We start from the raw sequence: 22,117 nt of genomic DNA, 5'->3' as shown, positions 1-22,117 counted from the left end.
ATTTCGCATAAAGTTACACGTCTATATTTTATATTCAAAAACGATTTTGCTATTCTTGAGGGAAAATCATTTTACCGATTTACACCCGCGTTGCTGGTTGGAAAATGTTTCCTTATCCCTAAAATTATTTTGTGAAGTAGCTCACAAAACCAAAGATTCCCCTTTGCAAAGGGGGATTTTTTTCGTTAGATTTGCAAAAACTAAAACACTTAGGGTGTTACGTTAATTCGGCAAGCCTAAGCAAGATAAAGTACTTAACCGTGTTTTATCTTGCTTAGGCTTTTTTGTTGCCTTAAAGATTTGAAACTTTAAGAGGAAATGATTATGGCTAAAGATTTTAGCAAACTCGCACAAGCTCTCCTCCAACTTGTTGGTGGAGAACAAAATATTCACTCATTGGTACACTGTGCTACCCGTTTACGCTTTGTATTGAAAGAGCGTACCAAAGCCGATAAGCTCCGAATAGAGCAAACTGCCGGTGTCATTAGTGTGGTAGAAAACGGTGGACAATTCCAAGTCGTCATTGGCAATAATGTGCCAAAGGTATATGCGGAAATGATGAAAATCGCAAACATTCAAGCAGGTGATGATGCCGATTTACCTAAACCCTCGTTAATAAATCGAGGCATTGATTTCCTTGCCGGTTCATTTACCCCTCTTATGGGAGTGATGGCAGGTGCCGGTATTTTAAAAGGCTTAATTGCGATTTTGCAGGTGTCGGGCTTATTAGATCCGGCTTCAGGTACATTCACTATGCTAGATGCGACAGCGAGTTCGACTTTCTATTTTTTACCTATTTTACTTGCCATTACTTGTGCGGTTAAAGTAAAAGCCAGCCCTTATATTGCAGTCGCAGTTGCCGCAGCGTTAGTTTACCCGAGTATTGTTGAGGTAAGTTCAAGCGGCAAACCGTTGGTTTTTTTAGGTTTTGAATTAGCCACAATGACTTATACCTACAGTGTAATTCCAATTCTAATTGCAGTATGGGCTCAATCTTATATTCAACGCTTTTTTGAAAACATTTGGCACGAATCTGTCCGCAACTTCTTTGCGCCTGCTTGTACATTGTTAGTCGTTGTACCGCTCACTTTAGCTGTTATCGGGCCTGTTGGCGGTGCTATCGGAAACGGAATCGCAACCGTATTGGCTTGGTTATATGCAGCCAGTCCTATCGCTACCGGTCTTGTTGTCGGGGCTTTATGGCAAGTATTGGTGATTTTCGGTATTCATTGGAGTATTGCCCCGATTATGATCAACAATATGGCGATTGTCGGTTTCGATTTAATCGGTCCATTAACAGCCGCGGCAGTACTAGGACAAGCAGGGGCAACTTTTGCTGTATTCCTAAAATCACGCAATAAAGAGATAAAATCTCTTGCCGGTTCAACAACATTTAGTGGCGTACTGGGTATTACCGAACCGCTTATTTACGGCATTACCTTACGCTTTAAAAAACCGTTTGTATGCGGTGTTTTAGGCGGTGCTATCGGTGGTGCGATTATTGGTTGGGGTGGCACGAAAATGTTTGCTTTCGGCTTCTCGGGACTACTTCTTTATCCTGTAATTATCGGCGAGGGATCAAATATTTTGATGTACACCGTTGGAATGATCGCTGCTTTTACTGTTGCAGGCATACTGACTTATCTATTCGGTTATAGCGATACAATGCTACCGCAACAAACTACTCATACCGTAACAAAACCTGAAAAAACGAATAACGCACAGGTTTCAGCTATTCCAATGGAAAAATTTCATTTAGTCAGCCCGTTAGAAGGCAATATTCACAAATTAACGGATATTCAAGATCCACTGTTTGCCTCAGAAGCTTTAGGAAAAGGGGTTGCGATTGAACCAACCAAAGGTGAGCTAATATCCCCCGTAAACGGTACAATCAGCTCCGTCTTCCCAACTAAGCACGCCTACAATATTGTCTCTGACGATGGTTTAGAAATCTTAATTCATATCGGAATGGATACGGTAAAACTGGACGGAAAATATTTTGAAACTTTCGTGCAAGACGGTGATAAAGTCGAAGTTGGGCAACTGCTCGGCACATTTGATATTGAAGCAATTAAAACGGCAGGTTACCAAATAATAACACCGGTGATTATTGCCAACAGCGAAGACTACCTTGATGTTATCACCAACCAAGCGCCACATATTTATCAAAACGAGCCTTTAATTAAAGTAGTGCTCAGTAAATCATAACCTTATTACACGCGGTTAAATTTTTAATAGCTTTTACAAAATAAACTAAGAGTTTAACCGCTTACTTTTAGGAGATACTAAAATGAAAAAGTGGTCTTTTTTAGTGATATTAGTAAGTTCAACCCTCTCTGCCCAAACTATTAATTTTAGTCTAAAAGCCCAAGTATTTGATGACGGGCAAAAAATTACCGCTCTTGAATTAGAGACTAAACATCTGAAATTTAACCGTCAAAACCTCACCCCTGATATTTTTGAAGTTTATGTAAAAAGTAATTTACCTATTGATCCGCAAAACAATAACGTATTCGGGCAATCCGAGGGCAAACAGTCAATGAACAGCGTAAGCGTAAAAAATAACGGCAATATTGAATTAAGATTCTCAGATAATAGCCAAGCAAATACTTTAGCTTATATTGATGGGCAGATTTCACGCAATGTCGAACAGCAACTGGATTATCAAATTAACCTAAAACAAGTCGGTATTTTTACTCAAATTCCTCAATTTAAGCAAACTGATATTATGGATAATGAGGTTGAGCGTTTTACCCCGAAAATATCGAAAAGTGGCTTAAATTATCAAATTTTCTCACCTAATTTGCAAAATTCCGCTCAAAAACGACCGCTTATCATCTGGTTTCACGGTAATGGTGAGGGAGGTGTCAGCTCATACCAAAACAACCGCGCCCAGCTATTAGCAAACCGTGGTGCAATTGCTTTTGCCGAAACTAACACACAGAAAATATTTGGTGGCGCTTATGTCATCGCCCCACAAGCTCCCGATACTTGGTATCACAATTACAGCAAAAACTATATTCAGAAAATGAAAGGTTTAATTGATGAAATAGTCGCAAATAATGCTATCGATAACCAACGGATTTATCTATTTGGCGCTTCGGCTGGCGGTTATATGGCACTTAGAATGTATATTGAATATCCGGAGCTTTTTGCCGCTGCGAGTATCGCAGCACCTGCTTTAGACAAAGCACCGTTATCAGGCGGTAAAGCAACGACCGAAGCCGATTTAGAAAAAATCAAACATAAACCGCTTTGGTTGGTTCATTCTGCTAACGATCCAACGATTTCCTATACTAATACGTCAAAACGGGTTTTCCAATTTTTACGAGAAAGCGGAGCTATTTTGACCGCTTATCCTACGGTACAAATTGGCAAAAAAGACTATAACGGACATTGGTCTTGGATTTATAGCGCAAGAAACTTACCCGTTAATCCGCAAGGTGATCACCTGTTTCAATGGGTGGCAAAACAACGTCTAACCCAATAGGATAACCTATGGGCAAAATTATTTTTTTAGATGTGGACGGCACTTAGTGAATTATCAAAATGAAGTACCAAAATCTGCAATTCAGGCTATTCAAACAACCCGACAAAAAGGACATAAAATTTTTATCTGCACAGGACGGAGTCGAACGGAGGTTACGCCTGACTTATGGGAAATCGGGCTAGACGAAAAAATATTGATAAAGGGTATGCAATCTCGGTATTGCTTGAATATCTTGGAGAGAGCCAAGAAGATACTTTTGTTTTCGGCGATGCCAAAATTGATATTCCGATGCTGAAATATTGTGCCATAGGCGTGGCAATGGGAAATGGTGGCAAAGAAATCAAATCTACAGCTGATTTTGTGACTGCAGATGTCGATGAAGACGGAGTATATAAAGCATTTAAAAAAATTCGGGCTTATCTAACTTATTTTGTGAGGCAGATCACAAAACGGTATTCCATCTCTTGCAAGCGGTCAAATTTTTCGTTAGATTTACAAACAGTAAAAAAACACTTAGGGTGTTACGTTAATTCGGCAAGCCTAAGCAAGATAAAGTACTTAACCGTGTTTTATCTTGCTTAGGCTTTTTTATTACCAAAATAAAGTGAGGATTTTAAAATGTGTAGTTTAAAACCATTTCCAACCGATTTTTTATGGGGAGGTGCGACCGCAGCTAACCAAATCGAAGGCGGTTTTGATCAAGATGGAAAAGGGTTATCATCAGCAGATATGGTAGCCTATATACCAAAGGCGGAACGAGGGGCTCACAGTGCAGCAATTGAAGTCGATTCACAGCGTATTGATGATATTTTATCCGGAAAATGCCAAGCCCGTTTCCCAAAACGGGAGGGCATAGATTTCTATCATAAATATAAAGACGATATCGCTCTGTTTGGTGAAATGGGCTTTAAAATGTTTCGTATTTCTATTCATTGGGCGCGTATTTTCCCGAACGGATATGACGAACAGCCGAATGAAGCAGGTTTACAATATTATGACGATATGTTTGATGAAATGCTCAAACACGGGATTAAGCCTATGGTAACACTCTGCCATTATGAAATTCCGCTTGGCTTAGTGCAAAAATATAACGGCTTTGTTTCACGTGAGGTAGTTGGGCATTTCGTGCGTTATGCCGAAACGGTATTTAAACGTTATAAAAACAAAGTGAAATATTGGCTGACATTCAATGAGATCAATATGATCACAATGCACAGCCCCTATACAGGCGGCGGTATCGTGCTTGATCGTATTCCGGAAGCGGAACGTGAAAATGCCAAATATCAGGCACTGCATCACCAGTTTGTAGCAAGTGCGTTAGCCACCAAAGCTCTACACGAGATTATTCCTGATGCGAAAATGGGCTGTATGCTTGCCCGTTTACACCATTATGCTTTAACTGCCGATCCACAAGACCAGCGTTTGGCACAATGGGGCAATCAACAAAACTTATTCTTTACCGATGTGCACGCTCGAGGCGAATATCCACGTTATATGCTACGCCATTGGCAAGAAAATAATGTACATATCCAAAAAGAGGCGGGCGATGATGCCGTTTTAAAACAGTACCCTGTCGATTTTATTTCATTCAGTTACTATATGTCGGTTTGCGTAACCACACACGATGAGGGCGAAAAAGTAGGCGGAAACTTAATTGAAGGCGTCAAAAATCCATATCTGACCGCTTCGGATTGGGGCTGGCAAATTGACCCTGTCGGACTACGCATTGTCCTAAATGATATGTACGACCGTTACCAAAAACCGCTTTTCATTGTCGAAAACGGTTTAGGCGCTTACGACAAAGTCGAAGCGGATGGGGCTATTCACGACAGCTACCGTATTGATTATCTCCGCTCTCATATCGCTCAAATACAAGAAGCAATCAGTGATGGTGTTGAGTTACTCGGTTATTTGGAATGGGGTCCGATTGATCTTGTCAGTATGTCTACTTCGGAAATGTCCAAACGCTACGGATTTATTTACGTTGATATTGACGATGATGGCAACGGCACCGGTAAACGTTCACCGAAAGACTCCTTCTATTGGTATAAAAAAGTGATTGCATCAAACGGTGCGGATCTCTCTTAATCCTGATCGACACAAGCGGTTGAATTTTGTAGAATTTTTGCAAAATCCGACCGCTTACGAGGTTTTATTATGCTTAAAATTACCAAGATCTTTAATAATAATGCGATTCAAGCCGAAAATGAAATTCAAACCGAACTTGTTGTACTTGGAAAAGGTATTGCATTTGGGAAAAAAGTCGGTGATTTGGCAGATGAAAGTCTAGTAGAGAAAACCTTTAGCCTTAATAAAAGCCTGTTTGCCGCCCGTTTAACTGAAATTTTAAGCGAAATTCCACCGGAATATTTCCAACTTACCAATTGCATAGTCAATTTTGCCAATCAACAACTTGGTACGCCCCTTTCAAATAGTATTTTTGCCAGCCTTCCCGATCATATTTTCCACGCAGTGGAACGAGCCAAACAGAATCAAACCGTACCAAACGGCTTATTATTTGAAATTCAGCGTCTTTATAAACAAGAGTTTGCCATCGGCGTATATGCTTTGCAGCTCATTGAAAAACGATTCGGCGTGCAAATGGCAGAAGATGAAGCAGGTTTTATTGCCCTTCATATATTTAATGCTCGTACAGACGGTTCAATGATGGCGGATACCTATAAAGCCACTCAGATAATTAAAGATCTTTTAAGTATGGTCGGCTATCATTTTAATTTAGTGTTAGATGAAAATAGCTATGACTATGCCCGTTTTCTAACCCATTTACAACATTTTGCCCAACGTTTTTTTGCGAACGCCGAGCCTGCTTTAGGTGATGATTTTCTCTATCGGCAAACGAAAGCTGCCTATCCGAAAGCATATCAATGTGTGGAAAGAATTGATAAATATCTTACTGTAAATTATCACAAATCATTAAATGAGGATGAGCGGCTTTATTTGATAATTCATATTCAACGTGTAGTTTCTCATCCGTAATAACCGGCTCAATCTCGCCTCAATTTTATATTATGGTAAAGTTAGCTTTAGTGCTTTTCTCATCCCCCAGTACAAATAAGATAAATAATGTCAATTCAATCTGAAATTCAATTTTACTCACTCATTTAAATTGAGAAGCAACCATATTGCATAACCATACTGGAATAAAGAAAAACGCGCTTTGACCGATGAGAAAGGAGAGATATCGGTTGGTTAGTTTGTTGATTTGGGAATTAGCTGTCTTATCGGCTACTCGGTAAATCTGGCTTGATGAAAACCGTTTTCCAGCGACACCCAGCTAGGCTCTTGCAGATATCTTCAACTTTCAATTTCTACCTTAAAAAATAGCGATTGGGATTACCAATCGCTATTTGCATTTTTATGGTTTTATCTCACCGCTTGTTAGAAAGTGTAATTCACATTCAAACGGAGATCACGCCCGACACCCGGTAAGGTTGCACCACGTTGGCTGTGTGGGTAGTAGAATTTATTAAACGCATTGTTTAATGCAAGGTTTAAGTTTAAATTCTTATTGTTCAACGGTTTCCAGTTGAGATAGAAATCGTGAGTAACATAGCTTGCACGGTAAGTTTCTGCCGCGGTTTTGTCCGCATTCGCTAACGCGTAGCCACGCTCTTTCTCTACATAACGACCTTTCCAACCTAATTCTAGGTCAGGATTGTCAAAACGATAGGCTAAGCCTGCCGTCCAAGTACGACCTGTTTGTACTGCAAATTCAGGGTTTAAGCGGGAATCGGCTTTGGTGTTGTTCAAGTAAAATCTTGGCTTGCTGTCTGCCACGCCCAAACGCCCGGTAAAGCCTTGATAACGGTAAGAAGCGTCAAATTCGTAGCCGTGGTTTTTAGAATAACCGTCATTTACTGCTTGTTTCACGCCATTGATCACATTACCTGCGGCATCGTGTCTTTCTTGTGGGTTCACAATCAGATCATCGACTTTTTGCCAGAAATAGCCACCTTTAAAGGTAAAATCGCCATTTGTATAATTAAAGCCAATTTCCGTATTACGAGCCTGCTCTGCTTTGATGTTCGGATCAACCGAGATTTGTCTAAGCCCTACCATTAACGCATCATATAAACGCGGACTGCGTGAAGCGTAGTTGTGGTTTGCACTGAAGCTCAATTCCGGTGTCGCTTGGTAGATTAAACCGACACTCGGATTTAATTTACTGCCAGAGGCTTTCACCCCATCATTCGCCTGCATTGAGAAGTGATCGTAACGTAACCCCGTGGTTAAGATGAAATCGGAAATGCTACTAATCACTTCGACATAAGCACCAGTATCCGTTTTTTCAGGGTTATTTTTAACAAATGCCTTTTTAGTATGCGGTTCAATTTCTTGATGACGATAATTCAGTCCATACTTGACGAGTACATTTTCACCAAGGTAAGAATCCAAATTCAAATTCGCTCCACGAGTTTCAATGACCGTTGTTGTCGGGCCAGCAACCTTACCGCAATATCCGCAACCGCTGTCATCGGCAGAGTAACGTTTGTTTTTCATCAAATACGCGTTAGCGGTTAATTCGCTCACAAAGCCTAAATTTTTGCCGATATATTCAAGATTGGTATTACTTAATGTTGTTTCACGGTAGGACGGCGATTGACGCTCTAAACTCAAACGCTCTCCGTTGATGGCAAATTCCTCACGCACTAAACGTGTACCACGGTGCTGATCTTGCATATGGCTTAACACAAAACGGTGATCGCCAAAGGTTGCACCTAATTTCGCTAAATAATTGCGTTTATCAAGAGCACTATAAGGCACTTTGTTGCTACCGTCTAAGCCATTGATAAAGCCTTTGCCCGGTTTGTAATTATCTTCATCATTACGGTTGAATGAGAGTAACGCATCAAAATTACCCGCCTTGCCGAACACACTTGCACCGTAAGAATAGCCGTCATTACTTGCATAGCCACTGTTTAGTTTAAAGCCATAGTTGCGATCACTGCCTTTCAGTAAATCTAACGCATCTACTGTTTTTGCTACAATCGCACCGTTGGTTGCACCAATACCTGCACTGGCTGAGCCCGCCCCTTTCTTGACAGACACATTTTTCAACAACGACGGATCAATAATAAAACGCCCTTGGTGATATAGAATCTGGCTATCCGATGACGCACCGTCTACGACAATATCCACCGAGTTCTGCCCCATTCCACGAATGGTTAAAAACTGCGAGGTACCGTTACCGCCGCCAAACTCAATGGATGGTTCAGGGCTGAATAAACTGCGCAGATCCGTTTCAGTACTCTGATTGCGTTGTTCTAAAGTAACCACATCCGTTGCCGTTTTTGTGCCGGAATTAGCGATTACTTCAACCATATCAAGCGTTTCCGATTGGTTGGCGTAGAGGCTGGAAGAGACGGCGCACAAAATCGCCACGGTTAATTTGTTTTTATTAAACTGCATAATAACTCCATTTAGGCTTTTAAGTAATGAGATACGTTATAGAGTATACAACACCAAAATTGATAATCAATCTCTTTTGCATTATATTCGTAAAAAATCCCCAAAATCTCACCGCTTGTCATTCAAAAAATGCCTGTTTTACGCTATCCTATGAGACAATTTTTTTCACAAATTCAAGGTTAAAGTTTATGCAACAACACTATAATCCCAGTGCGATCGAGCCGAAAGTGCAACAGTACTGGGCGGAAAACAAGGTTTTTAAAGCGGTAAAAGATGCGTCTAAAGAGAAATATTATTGTTTATCAATGTTGCCGTACCCGTCCGGTCGCTTACATATGGGGCACGTTCGCAACTACACCATTGGCGATGTCGTCTCCCGCTATCAGCGAATGATCGGCAAAAACGTGTTACAGCCGATGGGCTGGGACGCTTTCGGCTTGCCGGCGGAAGGTGCTGCGGTTAAAAATAATACCGCACCGGCAAAATGGACATACGAAAATATCGAATATATGAAAAACCAGCTCAAAGTGCTGGGCTTTAGTTATGACTGGGATCGGGAAGTTACCACCTGCCGTCCGGAATATTACAAATGGGAGCAGTGGTTTTTCACGGAATTGTACAAAAAGGGGTTGGTTTACAAAAAAACCTCCACAGTAAACTGGTGCCCGAACGACGAAACGGTACTTGCCAACGAGCAAGTTCACGAAGGCTGCTGCTGGCGTTGTGATACACCGGTAGAGCAGCGTGAAATCCCGCAATGGTTTATCAAAATTACCGATTATGCCGAGCAATTATTAAACGGTTTGGATAGCTTACCGCAGTGGCCGGATCAGGTTAAAACAATGCAACGCAACTGGATCGGGCGTTCCGAAGGGGTACAAATCACCTTTAAAGTGAAAGACAGCGATGATACGGTGGACGTTTACACCACCCGTCCGGATACGTTCTACGGCGTAACCTATATGGCTGTGGCAGCGGCTCACCCGCTGGCAACCCGTGCCGCCGAAACTAATCCCGCACTTGCCGCATTTATTCAAGAGTGTAAAAACACCAAAGTGGCAGAAGCCGAACTTGCCACAATGGAGAAAAAAGGGATGGCAACTGGCTTATATGCGATTCACCCAATCACCCAAAAAGCCGTACCTATCTGGGTGGCAAACTTCGTCTTGATGCACTACGGCACGGGAGCCGTAATGGCTGTACCGGCACACGACCCGCGAGATTACGAATTTGCCGGCAAATACGGTTTGCCGATTTCACCGGTAATCGCACCGCTTGACGGCAGCGACTGGGATTACAGCCAAGCCGTTTTTGCCGAACACGGTAAATTGATCAACTCCGATGAATTTAACGGCTTAGGCTTTGAAGCGGCATTCAACGGGATAGCCGATAAATTAGAAGCAATGGGCGTGGCAAAACGCCAAGTCAATTACCGCTTGCGTGATTGGGGGGTCTCCCGCCAACGCTACTGGGGTGCGCCAATCCCAATGATGACCTTAGAAGACGGCGAAGTCGTTACCGTGCCGTTAAAGGATCTCCCGATTATTTTGCCGGAAGACGTGCAAATGGACGGCGTAAAAAGCCCGATTAAAGCCGATCCAAACTGGGCGAAAACCACCTTTGAGGGTAAACCGGCACTCAAAGAAACGGATACGTTCGACACCTTTATGGAATCCTCTTGGTACTATGCACGCTACACTTGCCCGCAATTTGACCAAGCAATGCTAGATGCAGACGAGGCAAATTACTGGTTGCCGGTCGATCAATATATCGGCGGGATTGAACACGCCACAATGCACTTGCTCTACTTCCGTTTCTTCCACAAATTGCTACGAGACGCAGGGTTTGTTAATAGCGATGAACCGGCGGAAAAATTGCTCTGTCAAGGAATGGTGCTTGCCGATGCCTTCTACTACACCAGCCCGACCAACGAACGTATTTGGGTTTCACCAACGGAAGTTACCCTCGAAAAAGACGAAAAAGGGCGGATTTTAAAAGCCTTCGACAAAACAGGGCGTGAGTTAGTGCATAGCGGAATGACCAAAATGTCCAAATCCAAAAATAACGGTATCGATCCGCAAGAAATGGTGGACAAATACGGTGCGGATACGGTTCGCCTGTTTATGATGTTCGCCAGCCCGGCAGAAATGACGTTGGAATGGCAAGAATCCGGCGTAGAAGGGGCAAAACGTTTCCTTGGTCGCTTGTGGAACTTAGCTTATGAATATCAACAAAATCCGGCAAATGTTGCCTTAGATCCCGCTGCATTATCCGCTGCTCAAAAAACGCTCCGCCGTGATGTGCATAAAACGATTGCCAAAGTGAGCGATGATATTGGCCGCCGCCAAACGTTCAACACGGCGATTGCGGCGATTATGGAATTGATGAATAAGCTCACGAAAGCACCGCTTGCAGACGAACAAGATCGGGCGGTAATGGCGGAAGCCTTGAGTGCGGTGGTACGAATGCTCTACCCAATCACCCCGCATATCTGCTTTGAACTGTGGCACGCCCTCGGCAATAAAGACACCATCGACTTCGCCCCGTGGGTGCAAGCCGATGAATCAGCGATGGTCGAAGACGAAAAATTAGTGGTGGTACAAATCAACGGTAAAGTGCGTGGCAAAATCACCGTATCAGCCAATGCCACCGAAGCCGAAGTCAAAGCCCTTGCCAAAGCCGATGAAAATGTCGCCAAATATTTGGAAAATGTCGAAATCGTCAAAGAAATCTACGTTCCGTTAAAAATGGTGAGTTTTGCAGTAAAAGGCTAATTGAATAGAAAATATAAATAAGGCTCGCTAGGCGAGCCTTTAATTTAAGAGAAAGATACGGAAATATTCGTTGGCAACAGTGGCTTGAAAATTATAAAAAAGCAGTTAATCAACTCCATAGTGCCAAATAATATGGCAACAGGATTAAATTAGGAAAAGTAAAACCAAACATCACAAAAAACATAGCACAATATATTGAAATTTAAGATAATACCCGACCTTAATTGATGACCAAACAAGGCATAAAATGGCGAAACGACAATCTATTGAACCGAATATTGCAGATTTAGCAAACGGCTGGCTAAAAAAATATCAATTAGATTATAAATTAGAACAAGAAACACTCAATGATGAAATTGATAAAGCGTTAAAAGATTATTTTTCTAAAAATGGTGGTGTAGGGGTAAATCGTCCTGACGCAAAATTGTTGTTACAGGCAGCCAATACCGAATATTACCCTATTTTAATTGAGTACAAAGGCTATGGCGACAAGTTGGCAAAATTAGATGCCGAAGGTAATGTAGATAATCGCACGGCGAAAAACCAACCAAATTTCAAGCATATCAACGGCTATGCGGTTAATGGTGCAGTGCATTATGCTAATGCTTTACTTCATCACACCAGCTACACCGAAATTATCGCCATTGGTATGACGGGCGAAAAAGACGAAAAAGGCAAAATTCGTCATCAAATTGGGGTTTATTATGTGGCGAAATCCAATCTTGGTGTAGGACAAAAAGTCGGCGAATTTTCCGATTTTTCTTTTCTTGCCAAAGAAAACTTTGACGATTTTATCGCACAAGTTAAGCAATTAACGCTTTCTTCCGAAGAATTAGAAAAAATCAAAGAAAAGCGTGAAAAAGAGATCGATGCTAGTCTGACCAAACTTAATAACGATATTTACCAAAACGAAAAAGGTTTGGGCGAAAACGACCGTGTTTATCTTGTTGCAGCTTCAATCATTGCGACACTTGGCGTACCCAACAAGGTAAAACCTTTAGAAAAAGAAGATTTAAAATCATCTGAAGAAGAGGGTAATCGAGATGGTGATATTATTATTCGTAAAATAAACGCTTTTTTTAATAAAAAGCAATTACCACAAGATAAAAAAGATTTAATTATCCGCACTTTGTCTAATACACTCTTAACCGACAACATCAACAAACCGCAAAAAGGCGAAAGCCAGCTTAAACGTGTGTTTACCAAAATTGTTGATGATTTGGGTATTTATTACAAAATCGGCTTAACCACCGATTTCACAGGCAAGCTGTTTAACGAAATGTACTCTTGGCTCGGGTTTACGCAAGACAAACTCAACGATGTGGTTTTAACACCGTCTTATGTGGCTACTTTGCTGGTTAAATTGGCGCGGGTGAATAGAGACAGCTATGTTTGGGATTTCGCCACAGGTTCGGCTGGGCTATTAGTTGCTGCGATGAATGAAATGCTTAAAGATGCTAAAGCCAATATTCAATCCCCCGAAGAACTGCGCCAAAAAGAAGCTCATATCAAAGCCAAACAACTGTTGGGTTTGGAATTACTTTCTAGCGTTTATATGCTTGCCATTTTGAATATGATTATGATGGGCGATGGCAGCTCAAATATTATCAACAAAAACTCACTGACCGATTTTGACGGTAAATATGGTTTTGGTAATACCAATGACAAATTCCCCGCAGACGCTTTTATTCTTAATCCGCCTTATTCCGCGACTGGTAATGGAATGAACTTCGTGGAAACCGCCTTAAATATGATGAACAAAGGCTATGCAGCGATTATTATTCAAAATTCTGCTGGTAGCGGTAAGGCAAAAGAAATCAATCAACGCATTTTGCAAAAACATACTCTAATTGCCAGTATTAAAATGCCGATTGATTTGTTTATCGGAAAATCCAGCGTACAAACCAATGTTTATGTGTTTAAGATTGGCGAAAAACACCACGCCGATAAAATGGTGAAATTCATTGATTTTAGCAATGATGGCTATACCCGAACCAATCGTAAAAAAGCCAGCAATAATCTGAAAGATACCGATAACGCTCGTGAACGCTATGAGGAAGTCGTTAATTTAGTGCGTTTTGGCAAGTCTAAATTGAAGTTGTTTACCGAAAAAGAGTATTACGAAAATACCATAGACCCGAAAAACGGCGCAGACTGGAACCAAACCGCTCCGATAGACACCAAACCTACGCTTGAGGATTTTAAAAAGACAGTTAGCGATTATTTAGCGTGGGAAGTGGCAAATATTCTAAAAAAACAAGACTTAAGCAACGAACATTTGGGAAAATAGAAGCCCATTTAACACAAGCATTGCAGCAAGTTAAATGGGCAGAATTTGAGTTGCAGGAGTTGTTTGAAAAAATAAAAGTAAAAAAACTCAACTATAAAACTAATAATTTACCGGATAAACCAGAAGGAGATTTTAATTTACCGGCTCTAACTGCAGGTATTCAAAATCAAGGATTGAAAATTATGTGCCTAGAAATAATGCAACTATTTTAAAAAATGTTATTTCTATTTCAGCTAATGGTGCAAATACGGGCGCAACCTTTTATCAAAATAAAGAATTTACGGTTTTACAAGATGCTTACGCTATTAAATGGATATATACCAATGATATTTTGACGGATAATCAGCACATTTTTTTAACAGCAAGCATTTCAAAAGCAATTTATGGTAACTATGAATGGACGAACAAAGCCGGTTGGGAAAAAATTAAAGGAAATAAAATTCCTCTCCCAATAAAACCCAACGCCAATTTGGATAAGATTTCCCAAATTGATTTTGAGTTTATGGAAAATTTCATCTCACAGCTTGAGGTACTCCGCATCTCGCAACTTGAAGCATATTTATTATTTACAGGTTTAAAAGACTATACACTCACTACCGCTGAACAACAGGCACTTGTCGATTTTGAAAACAGCAAGGTGGTTTGGGGAGAGTATAATCTTGAAAAACTATTTGGCAAATCCACTAGAGGTAAACGCCTAAAAAGTGCGGATAGAATAGCCGGAGATTTACCTTTCGTTACGGCAGGAGAAGCCGAAACAGGCGTATCTGCATTTATCGGTAATGAAGTAGAAATATTTAAAGCCAACACAACGACAATTGATATGTTTGGTTCTGCCAAATATCGCAACTATGATTATGGAGGAGATGATCATATTGCTGTAGTTCATACCGAGGATTTAAATAAATATGCGGCGATTTTTATGACTTCGGCAATACATAAATCGTCCTATACAGGTAAATTTAGCTATGCACGAAATTTTTATGCTAAAGATGCTGACGAGCTAAATATCCAACTTCCCACAAATAACCAACAACCTGATTACAGTTTTATGGAAACCTTAATTTCTGCTGTGCAAAAGTTAGTAATTAAAGATGTGGTGCGTTATGCCGATAATAAAATCGCAACTACAAAACAAGTAATTAGTAGCTAATGAAAGCGGTCAATTTTTTGCAGTTTATTGCAAGAAATTGACTGTTTTAAATATTTCAGGCTCCCTAAATATCAATCCCCCTATTCCTTCAACCACTCCGTCAAATGCTCCATTACTTATACATTATCGGTATCAGACATTGAGAAATATGTGCTGCCTTTAATACCTACTTTAGTCAGTTAGATTACTACCATATTGCCTTTGTATTTGTTTACCCCCGTCCATTATTTGAATAAGCTCAAACATACATACTATTATTCTTCTCCTTAGTTTAAATTCGGATAAATGCCGATACAAAATTGGGCAAACCAAAACTGGTCGTCCGGCATAGCTTTTACTTATACCTTTTTAGCCACAGGGATTTATGCTAAAGTAGCATTCGTTTTAATATGATAGGGCATTGTATTGCCCGGTATTCAAGGAAATCCTCAATGTTAAAAAAATGCTTTGCAATCTTTGCGCTGTTTCTGACCGCTTGCAGTTGGCAATTCCAAAATAGTGAAACTCTGCCTGAACAGCTACGCACATTGCGTTTTGAAAGTGCCGATCAATATAGCGAGATGTCTCGAACACTACGCAGTCAGTTACTGCTGCACAATATTCGCCTTGTGCCGTCAGACAGCACACAGCAAGCGGCGACTTTACGGCTAAATTCTGCAAATAGCGGATCTCGTGTTGCCTCGGTGTTTAAACAAGCCCGTGAAGCCGAGAAAATTTTAAGCCTGACGGTGCAAGCTACGGTAACAACTCTGAATAATCAGCACTATCCGCTGGAAGTGTCCGTACACCGCACTTTCTTTGATGACTCCCGTGCTGCCTTAGCAAAATCGGAAGAACAAGAGGCGATTATGCGGCAAATGTATGAGCAAGCCTCACGCCAGTTGATCATCAAAATGGCGGCATTGCCGCTTTCCCATCCGGCAAAATAATGCTGCAACGCATTTTCTCCGAAGGGCTGAATGCTCAACTTGAAAAAGGTTTAGCCCCTTGCTACTTATTGAGCGGGCAAGATTTGTTGTTGGTGAATGAAAGTAAGGATGCAATTGTCAAGCACGCCCGCCAACAACAATTTGATGACAAAATCGAAGCGGCGTTAAATAATGAAACCAAATGGGACGATCTCTTCGAGCAAGTGCAATCTAACGGTCTTTTTTCCCAACGGCAAATCGTGATGCTGAATTTGCCGGATGCTCTCACTACACCGCAACAAAAGCAACTGGCTGCGTTATTGGCATTCAGCCACACCGATCTGCTCTTCATTTTACACGCTCCGAAATTCAACAAGCAGACGGAAAAACAGGCGTGGTTTAGCCAAATTGAAGCAGATACAACGGTGGTGAACTGCCAAACGCCGGACATCAGCAAGTTGCCAATGTGGTTGAACCACCGAGCAAAATCAATGCAGTTACAGCTTGAACCGGAGACAATACAATTCCTCTGTTACAGCTATGAAGGCAATTTATTGGCGTTAAAGCAAGTTTTAGCTATCTTGCAATTGCAGTATGCCGATAAACCGATTGGGTTAAATCGAGCCAAAGAAGTGGTGGAGCAGTCGGCACAATTTACTCCGTTTCAGTGGGTAGATGCGTTACTGGGCGGCAAAACGGCTCGAGCGGTGCGTATTCTCAATCATCTGCAAAATGAAGAAGTGCAACCGGTGGTGCTATTGCGGATTATGCAAAAAGAGCTGCATATTTTACTGGAGATCACCCATCAGCCCGACAGAGTAACCTTGAGCGAGCAGCCACTGGCAACGGGCAATTTACGCACGGAATTTGACCGCTTAAAGATTTGGCAAAACCGCCGCACGCTCTATCAACAATTTGTGCAACGCCATACTTACCGCAAACTTTATCAACTGATTCAAGATCTTGCCGAGCTGGAACGGCAAGTGAAACACGATTTCAGCGATACGGTTTGGCTAGATCTGGTGCGTTTTTCCAGCCAATTCAGTTAGCCAAAAACAGCGGTCCAAGCGGATTTTTCGGCAAGGCATATTTTTCCGGATACAGTACATCAACTAAATACAGCCCTTCGGCTTTGGCGGTCGGTGCGGCAAGGGTACGATCTTTTTGTGCCAACAGCCATTTAATCCACTCGACCGGCTGCCTGCCCTGCCCAACCTCAATCAAGCTGCCGACAATGTTACGCACCATATGATGCACAAACGCATTGGCTTGAATATCTATCACAATATAATCCTGCATACGGCTGACATTCAGATGATGCACATTCCGCCACGGCGTATGCGATTGGCATTGCGCCGCCCGAAAGCTGCTGAAATCGTTCTCGCCAAGCAAAAACTGCCCTGCCTCGTGCATTTTGTCTGCCTCTAACGGGTGATAATAGTGGGAGATCCCCTGCGGCAAAATGGCAGAACGCAACTTATGATTATAAATAATGTAGCGGTAACGGCGGGCGGTCGCACTAAAGCGAGCGTGAAAATCGTCCGCCACCTCCGCCGCCCAACGCACCGCAATGTCGTTCGGCAAATGGGTATTCGTCCCGAAGCACCAGCTTTGGAGCGGGCGTTTAACTGTGGTTTCAAAATGCACCACTTGCCCCGTGCCGTGTACGCCGGCATCGGTTCGACCGGCACAAAACACTTCACAAAGGGCATTGGCGATAATCGACAACGCCTCTTCCAATTTTTGTTGCACGGAGGCGACATTCTGCTGCCGTTGCCAGCCGAAATAACGGCTACCGTCATATTCAATGCCAAGGGCGATTTTCATAGCGTATCCCAAAGAAGACAAGCGGTCGGTTCAGGGCAATTTTTTGCGAGAGGATGTCGCCGTTTCGCAACTTGAGATAACGGCTCACTCTGCACATTTTTGCCACAAACCGACCGCTTGCAACGGTTATTTGTTGATCAGGGTTAAAAACTCTTTGCGGGTATCCCGATCCTGCAAGAAAATCCCGCCGTAAGCCGAGGTAATCGTTTGGCTGTTAGTGTCTTTCACACCACGGCACTTCACGCAGAAATGGGTCGCTTTCACATACACCGCCACATCTTCCGTTTCCAAAATAGTCTGAAAAGCGGTTAAAATCTGCTCGGTAAAGCGTTCCTGCACTTGCGGGCGTTGCGCAAAAAATTGCACGACACGGTTGATTTTCGATAAACCAATCACCCAATTTTTCGGGTAATATGCCACCGCGACTTTGCCGTCAATCGTTACAAAATGATGCTCGCAGGTACTGGTGAGAGTAATATCGTCTACCAACACCATTTCGCTCACCTTCATCTGATTTTTGATTTTGGTGATTTTCGGGAAAGTTTGGTAGTCCAGCCCACTAAAAATTTCGTCCACAAACATTTTTGCCAAACGGTGTGGGGTTTCCTCAAGGCTGTCATCTCGCAGATCCAAGCCAAGTAGCTCAAGCACCGCCCGCATATGCTGTTGAATTTCGGCACGGCGGCTGTCCTTATCTTTTTGATGATTGATGATCGGGGTTTCAATTCCCTTTGTAATCAGTGCATCACGCACGCTTCGGGCTTCCGGTGAGATGTCGCTCATTGATTATCCTCTAAAAATTTGAACGCAGGATTTTACCAAATTGCCCTAAAAAAACAACGAAAGCCCCCAAATTCGTGTAAAATCTTTGTTTTAATTTGCTCGCTTAACCTTATGTTTTATCAATTTAATCCCGAGATTGTCCCGGCAGCACAACAAGCCTTTGTCCGCCAACTGTTAGATTGCAAAAATTTCAGCATATCCGAGCGCTTGCAAGGATCGTCCAAAGGGCGTGGCATCACTTGGTTTTTACATACGCAAGATAAACTGGGGGTGGACGCTGTCCATCGCCACTACTATCGTGGCGGCTTATTCGGCAAAATAATTCGGGATCGCTACTGGTTTAACGGCTATGCCGACACACGAGCGGCAAAAGAATTTGCCTTGCTGTGCCAACTGCATCAATGGAGTTTGCCTGTCCCACAGCCGATAGCCTTTAAAATTGAGCGTAGTTGCGGTTGCTATCAAGCGGATATTTTGTTGCAAAAAATTGCAAACACGCACGATTTAAGCCAACTTCTCCAAACTGCGCCGCTGGCTGAGCAACAGTATCACCATATTGGCAAGCTGATCCGCCGTTTGCACGATCACCAAGTGCATCATTCCGATCTGAATATCCACAACATTTTGTTAGACGATCAAGGCAAATTTTGGTTGATTGATTTCGATAAATGCCGCATTGAACAAGGAGAACAGTGGAAAGCCGCTAACTTAGCCCGCTTGCTCCGCTCGTTCCGAAAAGAACAAAAACGTCTGGCAATTCATTTCAGCGATGTGCATTGGCAAGCCTTACTCACTGGTTATCACTCATAAAAAAACGCCGAGCATTGCTCGGCGTTTGTCCGTTTTCATTATTGTTTAGCAACTACTTGCCCGTCTTGGAAATCCAAGACGACCGGCAAATTCGGCAACAATTTGCCGGACAAAATTTGCTGTGCCAATGGGTTTTCCAGTTCTTGCTGAATTGCCCGTTTGAGCGGTCTTGCCCCAAATAACGGGTCGAAACCGGCTTTGCCGATATGATCGAGTGCCGCATCGGTTACGCTAACTTTGTAGCCTCGTTCCGCCATTCGTTTGATTAAGCGTTGAAGCTGAATGTCGGCAATTGCACGGATTTGAGCTTGACCAAGTGGGTGGAATACCACCGTTTCATCAATTCGGTTGATAAATTCCGGGCGGAAATGCTGCCCAACCACTTCCATTACCTGCGCTTTCATTGCCTCATAATCGCCAAGGTGCGCATTTTCTTGGATCAGGTGCGAACCAAGGTTTGAGGTCATAATCACCACGGTATTGCGGAAATCCACCGTGCGACCTTGACCGTCCGTTAAACGCCCGTCATCTAACACCTGCAATAAAATGTTAAACACATCGCTGTGGGCTTTTTCCACTTCGTCCAACAAAATCACGGAATATGGACGGCGGCGAACCGCTTCGGTCAAATAACCGCCTTCTTCGTAGCCAACATAACCCGGAGGCGCACCAACAAGCCGTGCCACGCTGTGTTTTTCCATAAATTCCGACATATCAATGCGGATCATCGCCTCTTCACTGTCAAATAAGAAGGTGGCTAAGGTTTTGCATAGCTCGGTTTTCCCAACGCCGGTCGGCCCTAAGAACAAGAAAGAACCAATCGGGCGGTTCGGATCGGACAACCCTGCACGGCTACGGCGGATAGCATTAGCCACCGCATCGACCGCTTCATTCTGCCCAATCACCCGTTTATGTAACACTTCCTCCATTCGCAATAGTTTCTCTTTTTCCCCCTCCATCATTTTGGCTACCGGAATGCCGGTCGCACGGGAAAGCACTTCGGCGATCTCCTCATCGGTTACTTTGGTGCGCAGCAACTGATTGTCTGCATTATCATCGCCACGGGCTTGGGCTTCGGCAAGCTGTTTTTCCAAGTTCGGAATGACGCCGTATTGTAATTCCGCCATTTTTTCAAAATTATTTTCACGGCGTGCCTGCTCCATTTTTAAGCGTGCCGTTTCCAACTCTTCCTTAATATGCTGCGTGCCGAGCAATGCTGATTTCTCCGCTTTCCACACCTCTTCCAGCTCAGCATATTCACGCTCACGAGCGGTCAGATCATCGGTTAATTTTGCAAGACGCTGACGGCTCGCTTCATCGTCTTCTTTCTGTAACGCCTGTTGCTCTAATTTGAGTTGGATAATCCGGCGTTCCAAGCGGTCGAGCGGCTCCGGTTTTGAGTCAATTTCCATTCGCAAGCTCGATGCCGCCTCGTCAATCAAATCAATCGCTTTATCCGGTAGCTGACGATCGGACACATAACAGTGGGAAAGGGTTGCCGCCGCCACAATCGCCGGATCGGTAATTTGAACGTGGTGGTGAATTTCATAGCGCTCTTTCAAACCACGTAAAATTGCAATCGTGTCTTCCACGCTCGGTTCATCAACCAGCACTTTTTGGAAACGGCGCTCAAGGGCGGCATCTTTCTCAATATATTGGCGATACTCGTCCAACGTCGTCGCCCCCACACAATGCAACTCGCCACGGGCAAGGGACGGTTTGAGCAAATTGCCTGCGTCCATTGCGCCATCGGTTTTGCCTGCGCCGACCATTGTGTGAATTTCATCAATAAACAGAATGACTTGCCCTTCCTCTTTTGCCAATTCATTCAACACCGCTTTTAAGCGTTCCTCAAATTCACCACGATATTTCGCACCGGCAATCAATGCGCCCATATCCAACGAAAGCACCCGTTTGTTTTTCAAGCCTTCTGGCACTTCGCCATTGACAATCCGTTGTGCCAAACCTTCCACAATCGCTGTTTTGCCAACACCCGGTTCGCCGATCAGCACAGGGTTATTTTTGGTACGGCGCTGTAATACTTGAATGGCACGGCGGATTTCTTCATCACGCCCGATAACCGGATCGAGCTTGCCGTTTCTGGCACGTTCGGTTAAATCAATCGTATATTTTTGCAATGCTTGACGGGTCTCTTCTGCATTTTGATTATTCACTTGCTCGCCTCCTCGAATTTGTTGAATAGCTTGAGTAACGTTCTGCTTGGTCAAGCCCCATTTTTTCAATAATTTGCCGACATCGCCGTTATCATCCAATGCCGCCAGCACAAATAATTCTGACGAAATAAAGCTGTCGCCAAATTGCTGGGCTAACTTATCGCATTGATTTAATAGGCGAAATAACGCTTGGGACGGTTGGACATTCACGCCCTCAACTTGCGGCAAACGCTGAATAATCGCCGCCAATTCATCGGCAAGCTGTTTTGGCGGCACATTCAACGCCGTAACAAGCGGTGCGATACTGCCGTCATTTTGCAACAATAAGGTGTAGAGTAAATGCGCCGGTTCAATATAGGCATTGTCTTTGCCGACCGCTAAAGATTGCGCTTCCGCCAACGCTTCCTGAAATTTGTGAGTTAATTTATCAATGTTCATTTTCATTCCTTAACATTCGGTTGATCTTTTCTGACTACGA

General features: G+C 43.0%; 16 protein-coding genes and 1 pseudogene. 13 read left to right on the top strand and 4 right to left on the bottom strand.

The window, feature by feature from the left end:
• The first annotated feature begins 324 nt into the window (after window positions 1-324).
• From RO21_RS04995 to licT, 6 genes and pseudogenes are all read left to right on the top strand, one after another.
• Entirely contained in the window at window positions 325-2,208 is a 1,884-nt protein-coding gene (locus tag RO21_RS04995) for a beta-glucoside-specific PTS transporter subunit IIABC (RefSeq protein ID WP_047976694.1), read from the top strand.
• Window positions 2,209-2,290: 82 nt separating this feature from the next.
• Window positions 2,291-3,490, top strand: coding sequence for a carboxylesterase family protein (locus tag RO21_RS04990; protein ID WP_047976693.1), 1,200 nt, complete (start codon window positions 2,291-2,293; stop codon window positions 3,488-3,490).
• 46 nt (window positions 3,491-3,536) lie between these two features.
• Window positions 3,537-3,620: pseudogene (locus RO21_RS13385) on the top strand (Cof-type HAD-IIB family hydrolase); the annotation flags it as partial.
• A 35-nt stretch (window positions 3,621-3,655) separates the two neighbouring features.
• Window positions 3,656-4,072 carry an HAD family hydrolase gene (locus RO21_RS04985; protein ID WP_047976692.1) on the top strand — a complete coding sequence of 139 codons (417 nt, stop codon included), beginning with the start codon at window positions 3,656-3,658 and terminating at the stop codon, window positions 4,070-4,072.
• A gap of 36 nt (window positions 4,073-4,108) precedes the next feature.
• Window positions 4,109-5,578: a glycoside hydrolase family 1 protein gene (locus RO21_RS04980; protein WP_047976691.1), complete on the top strand. Its 1,470-nt coding sequence runs from the start codon at window positions 4,109-4,111 to the stop codon at window positions 5,576-5,578.
• 69 nt (window positions 5,579-5,647) lie between these two features.
• Window positions 5,648-6,487 carry a BglG family transcription antiterminator LicT gene (gene licT, locus RO21_RS04975; protein ID WP_047976690.1) on the top strand — a complete coding sequence of 280 codons (840 nt, stop codon included), beginning with the start codon at window positions 5,648-5,650 and terminating at the stop codon, window positions 6,485-6,487.
• Between the two features lie 402 nt (window positions 6,488-6,889).
• Here licT and RO21_RS04970 read toward each other — a convergent pair whose 3' ends face one another.
• Window positions 6,890-8,920: a TonB-dependent receptor domain-containing protein gene (locus RO21_RS04970; protein ID WP_047976689.1), complete on the bottom strand. Its 2,031-nt coding sequence runs from the start codon at window positions 8,918-8,920 to the stop codon at window positions 6,890-6,892.
• Window positions 8,921-9,108: 188 nt separating this feature from the next.
• Between RO21_RS04970 and leuS the strand changes: the two genes are divergently transcribed.
• From leuS to holA, 6 genes are all read left to right on the top strand, one after another.
• Window positions 9,109-11,694, top strand: a complete 2,586-nt coding sequence (leuS, locus tag RO21_RS04965) for a leucine--tRNA ligase (RefSeq protein ID WP_047976688.1) — start codon at window positions 9,109-9,111, stop codon at window positions 11,692-11,694.
• A gap of 247 nt (window positions 11,695-11,941) precedes the next feature.
• The gene (locus RO21_RS04960) at window positions 11,942-13,984 is read left to right on the top strand and encodes an N-6 DNA methylase (RefSeq protein ID WP_047976687.1); all 2,043 of its coding nucleotides are present in this window, start codon (window positions 11,942-11,944) and stop codon (window positions 13,982-13,984) included.
• Window positions 13,985-14,004: 20 nt separating this feature from the next.
• Window positions 14,005-14,196 (top strand): hypothetical protein, encoded by a 192-nt coding sequence (locus RO21_RS12430; RefSeq protein WP_084724250.1) that lies wholly within the window; start codon window positions 14,005-14,007, stop codon window positions 14,194-14,196.
• Window positions 14,169-15,137 (top strand): restriction endonuclease subunit S, encoded by a 969-nt coding sequence (locus RO21_RS04955; RefSeq protein WP_084724249.1) that lies wholly within the window; start codon window positions 14,169-14,171, stop codon window positions 15,135-15,137. Before RO21_RS12430 ends, RO21_RS04955 begins: the two co-directional genes overlap by 28 nt.
• Before the next feature lie 431 nt (window positions 15,138-15,568).
• The gene (locus RO21_RS04950) at window positions 15,569-16,066 is read left to right on the top strand and encodes an LPS-assembly lipoprotein LptE (protein WP_047976686.1); all 498 of its coding nucleotides are present in this window, start codon (window positions 15,569-15,571) and stop codon (window positions 16,064-16,066) included.
• 2 nt (window positions 16,067-16,068) lie between these two features.
• Entirely contained in the window at window positions 16,069-17,094 is a 1,026-nt protein-coding gene (holA, locus tag RO21_RS04945; protein ID WP_047976717.1) for a DNA polymerase III subunit delta, read from the top strand.
• Here the strand turns inward: holA and truA are convergent.
• On the bottom strand, window positions 17,087-17,872 hold the full coding sequence (gene truA, locus RO21_RS04940; RefSeq protein ID WP_047976685.1) for a tRNA pseudouridine(38-40) synthase TruA: 786 nt from the start codon (window positions 17,870-17,872) through the stop codon (window positions 17,087-17,089). The genes holA and truA overlap by 8 nt on opposite strands.
• Before the next feature lie 126 nt (window positions 17,873-17,998).
• A complete protein-coding gene (gene folE, locus RO21_RS04935; RefSeq protein ID WP_047976684.1) occupies window positions 17,999-18,655 on the bottom strand; it encodes a GTP cyclohydrolase I FolE in 657 nt (218 codons plus the stop codon).
• 111 nt (window positions 18,656-18,766) lie between these two features.
• On the opposite strand from folE, the gene RO21_RS04930 reads away from it, so the two are divergent.
• Window positions 18,767-19,465, top strand: coding sequence for a 3-deoxy-D-manno-octulosonic acid kinase (locus tag RO21_RS04930; protein WP_047976683.1), 699 nt, complete (start codon window positions 18,767-18,769; stop codon window positions 19,463-19,465).
• A 38-nt stretch (window positions 19,466-19,503) separates the two neighbouring features.
• Here the strand turns inward: RO21_RS04930 and clpB are convergent, their stop codons facing one another.
• Window positions 19,504-22,077 (bottom strand): ATP-dependent chaperone ClpB, encoded by a 2,574-nt coding sequence (gene clpB, locus RO21_RS04925; protein ID WP_047976682.1) that lies wholly within the window; start codon window positions 22,075-22,077, stop codon window positions 19,504-19,506.
• Window positions 22,078-22,117 lie beyond the last annotated feature (40 nt).

This window comes from Muribacter muris (assembly GCF_001038205.1).
GTDB classification, from domain to species: Bacteria; Pseudomonadota; Gammaproteobacteria; order Enterobacterales; family Pasteurellaceae; genus Muribacter; species Muribacter muris.
Note: the sequence above shows the minus strand (reverse complement) of the source record. Positions and strands in the feature narration are given on the sequence as shown.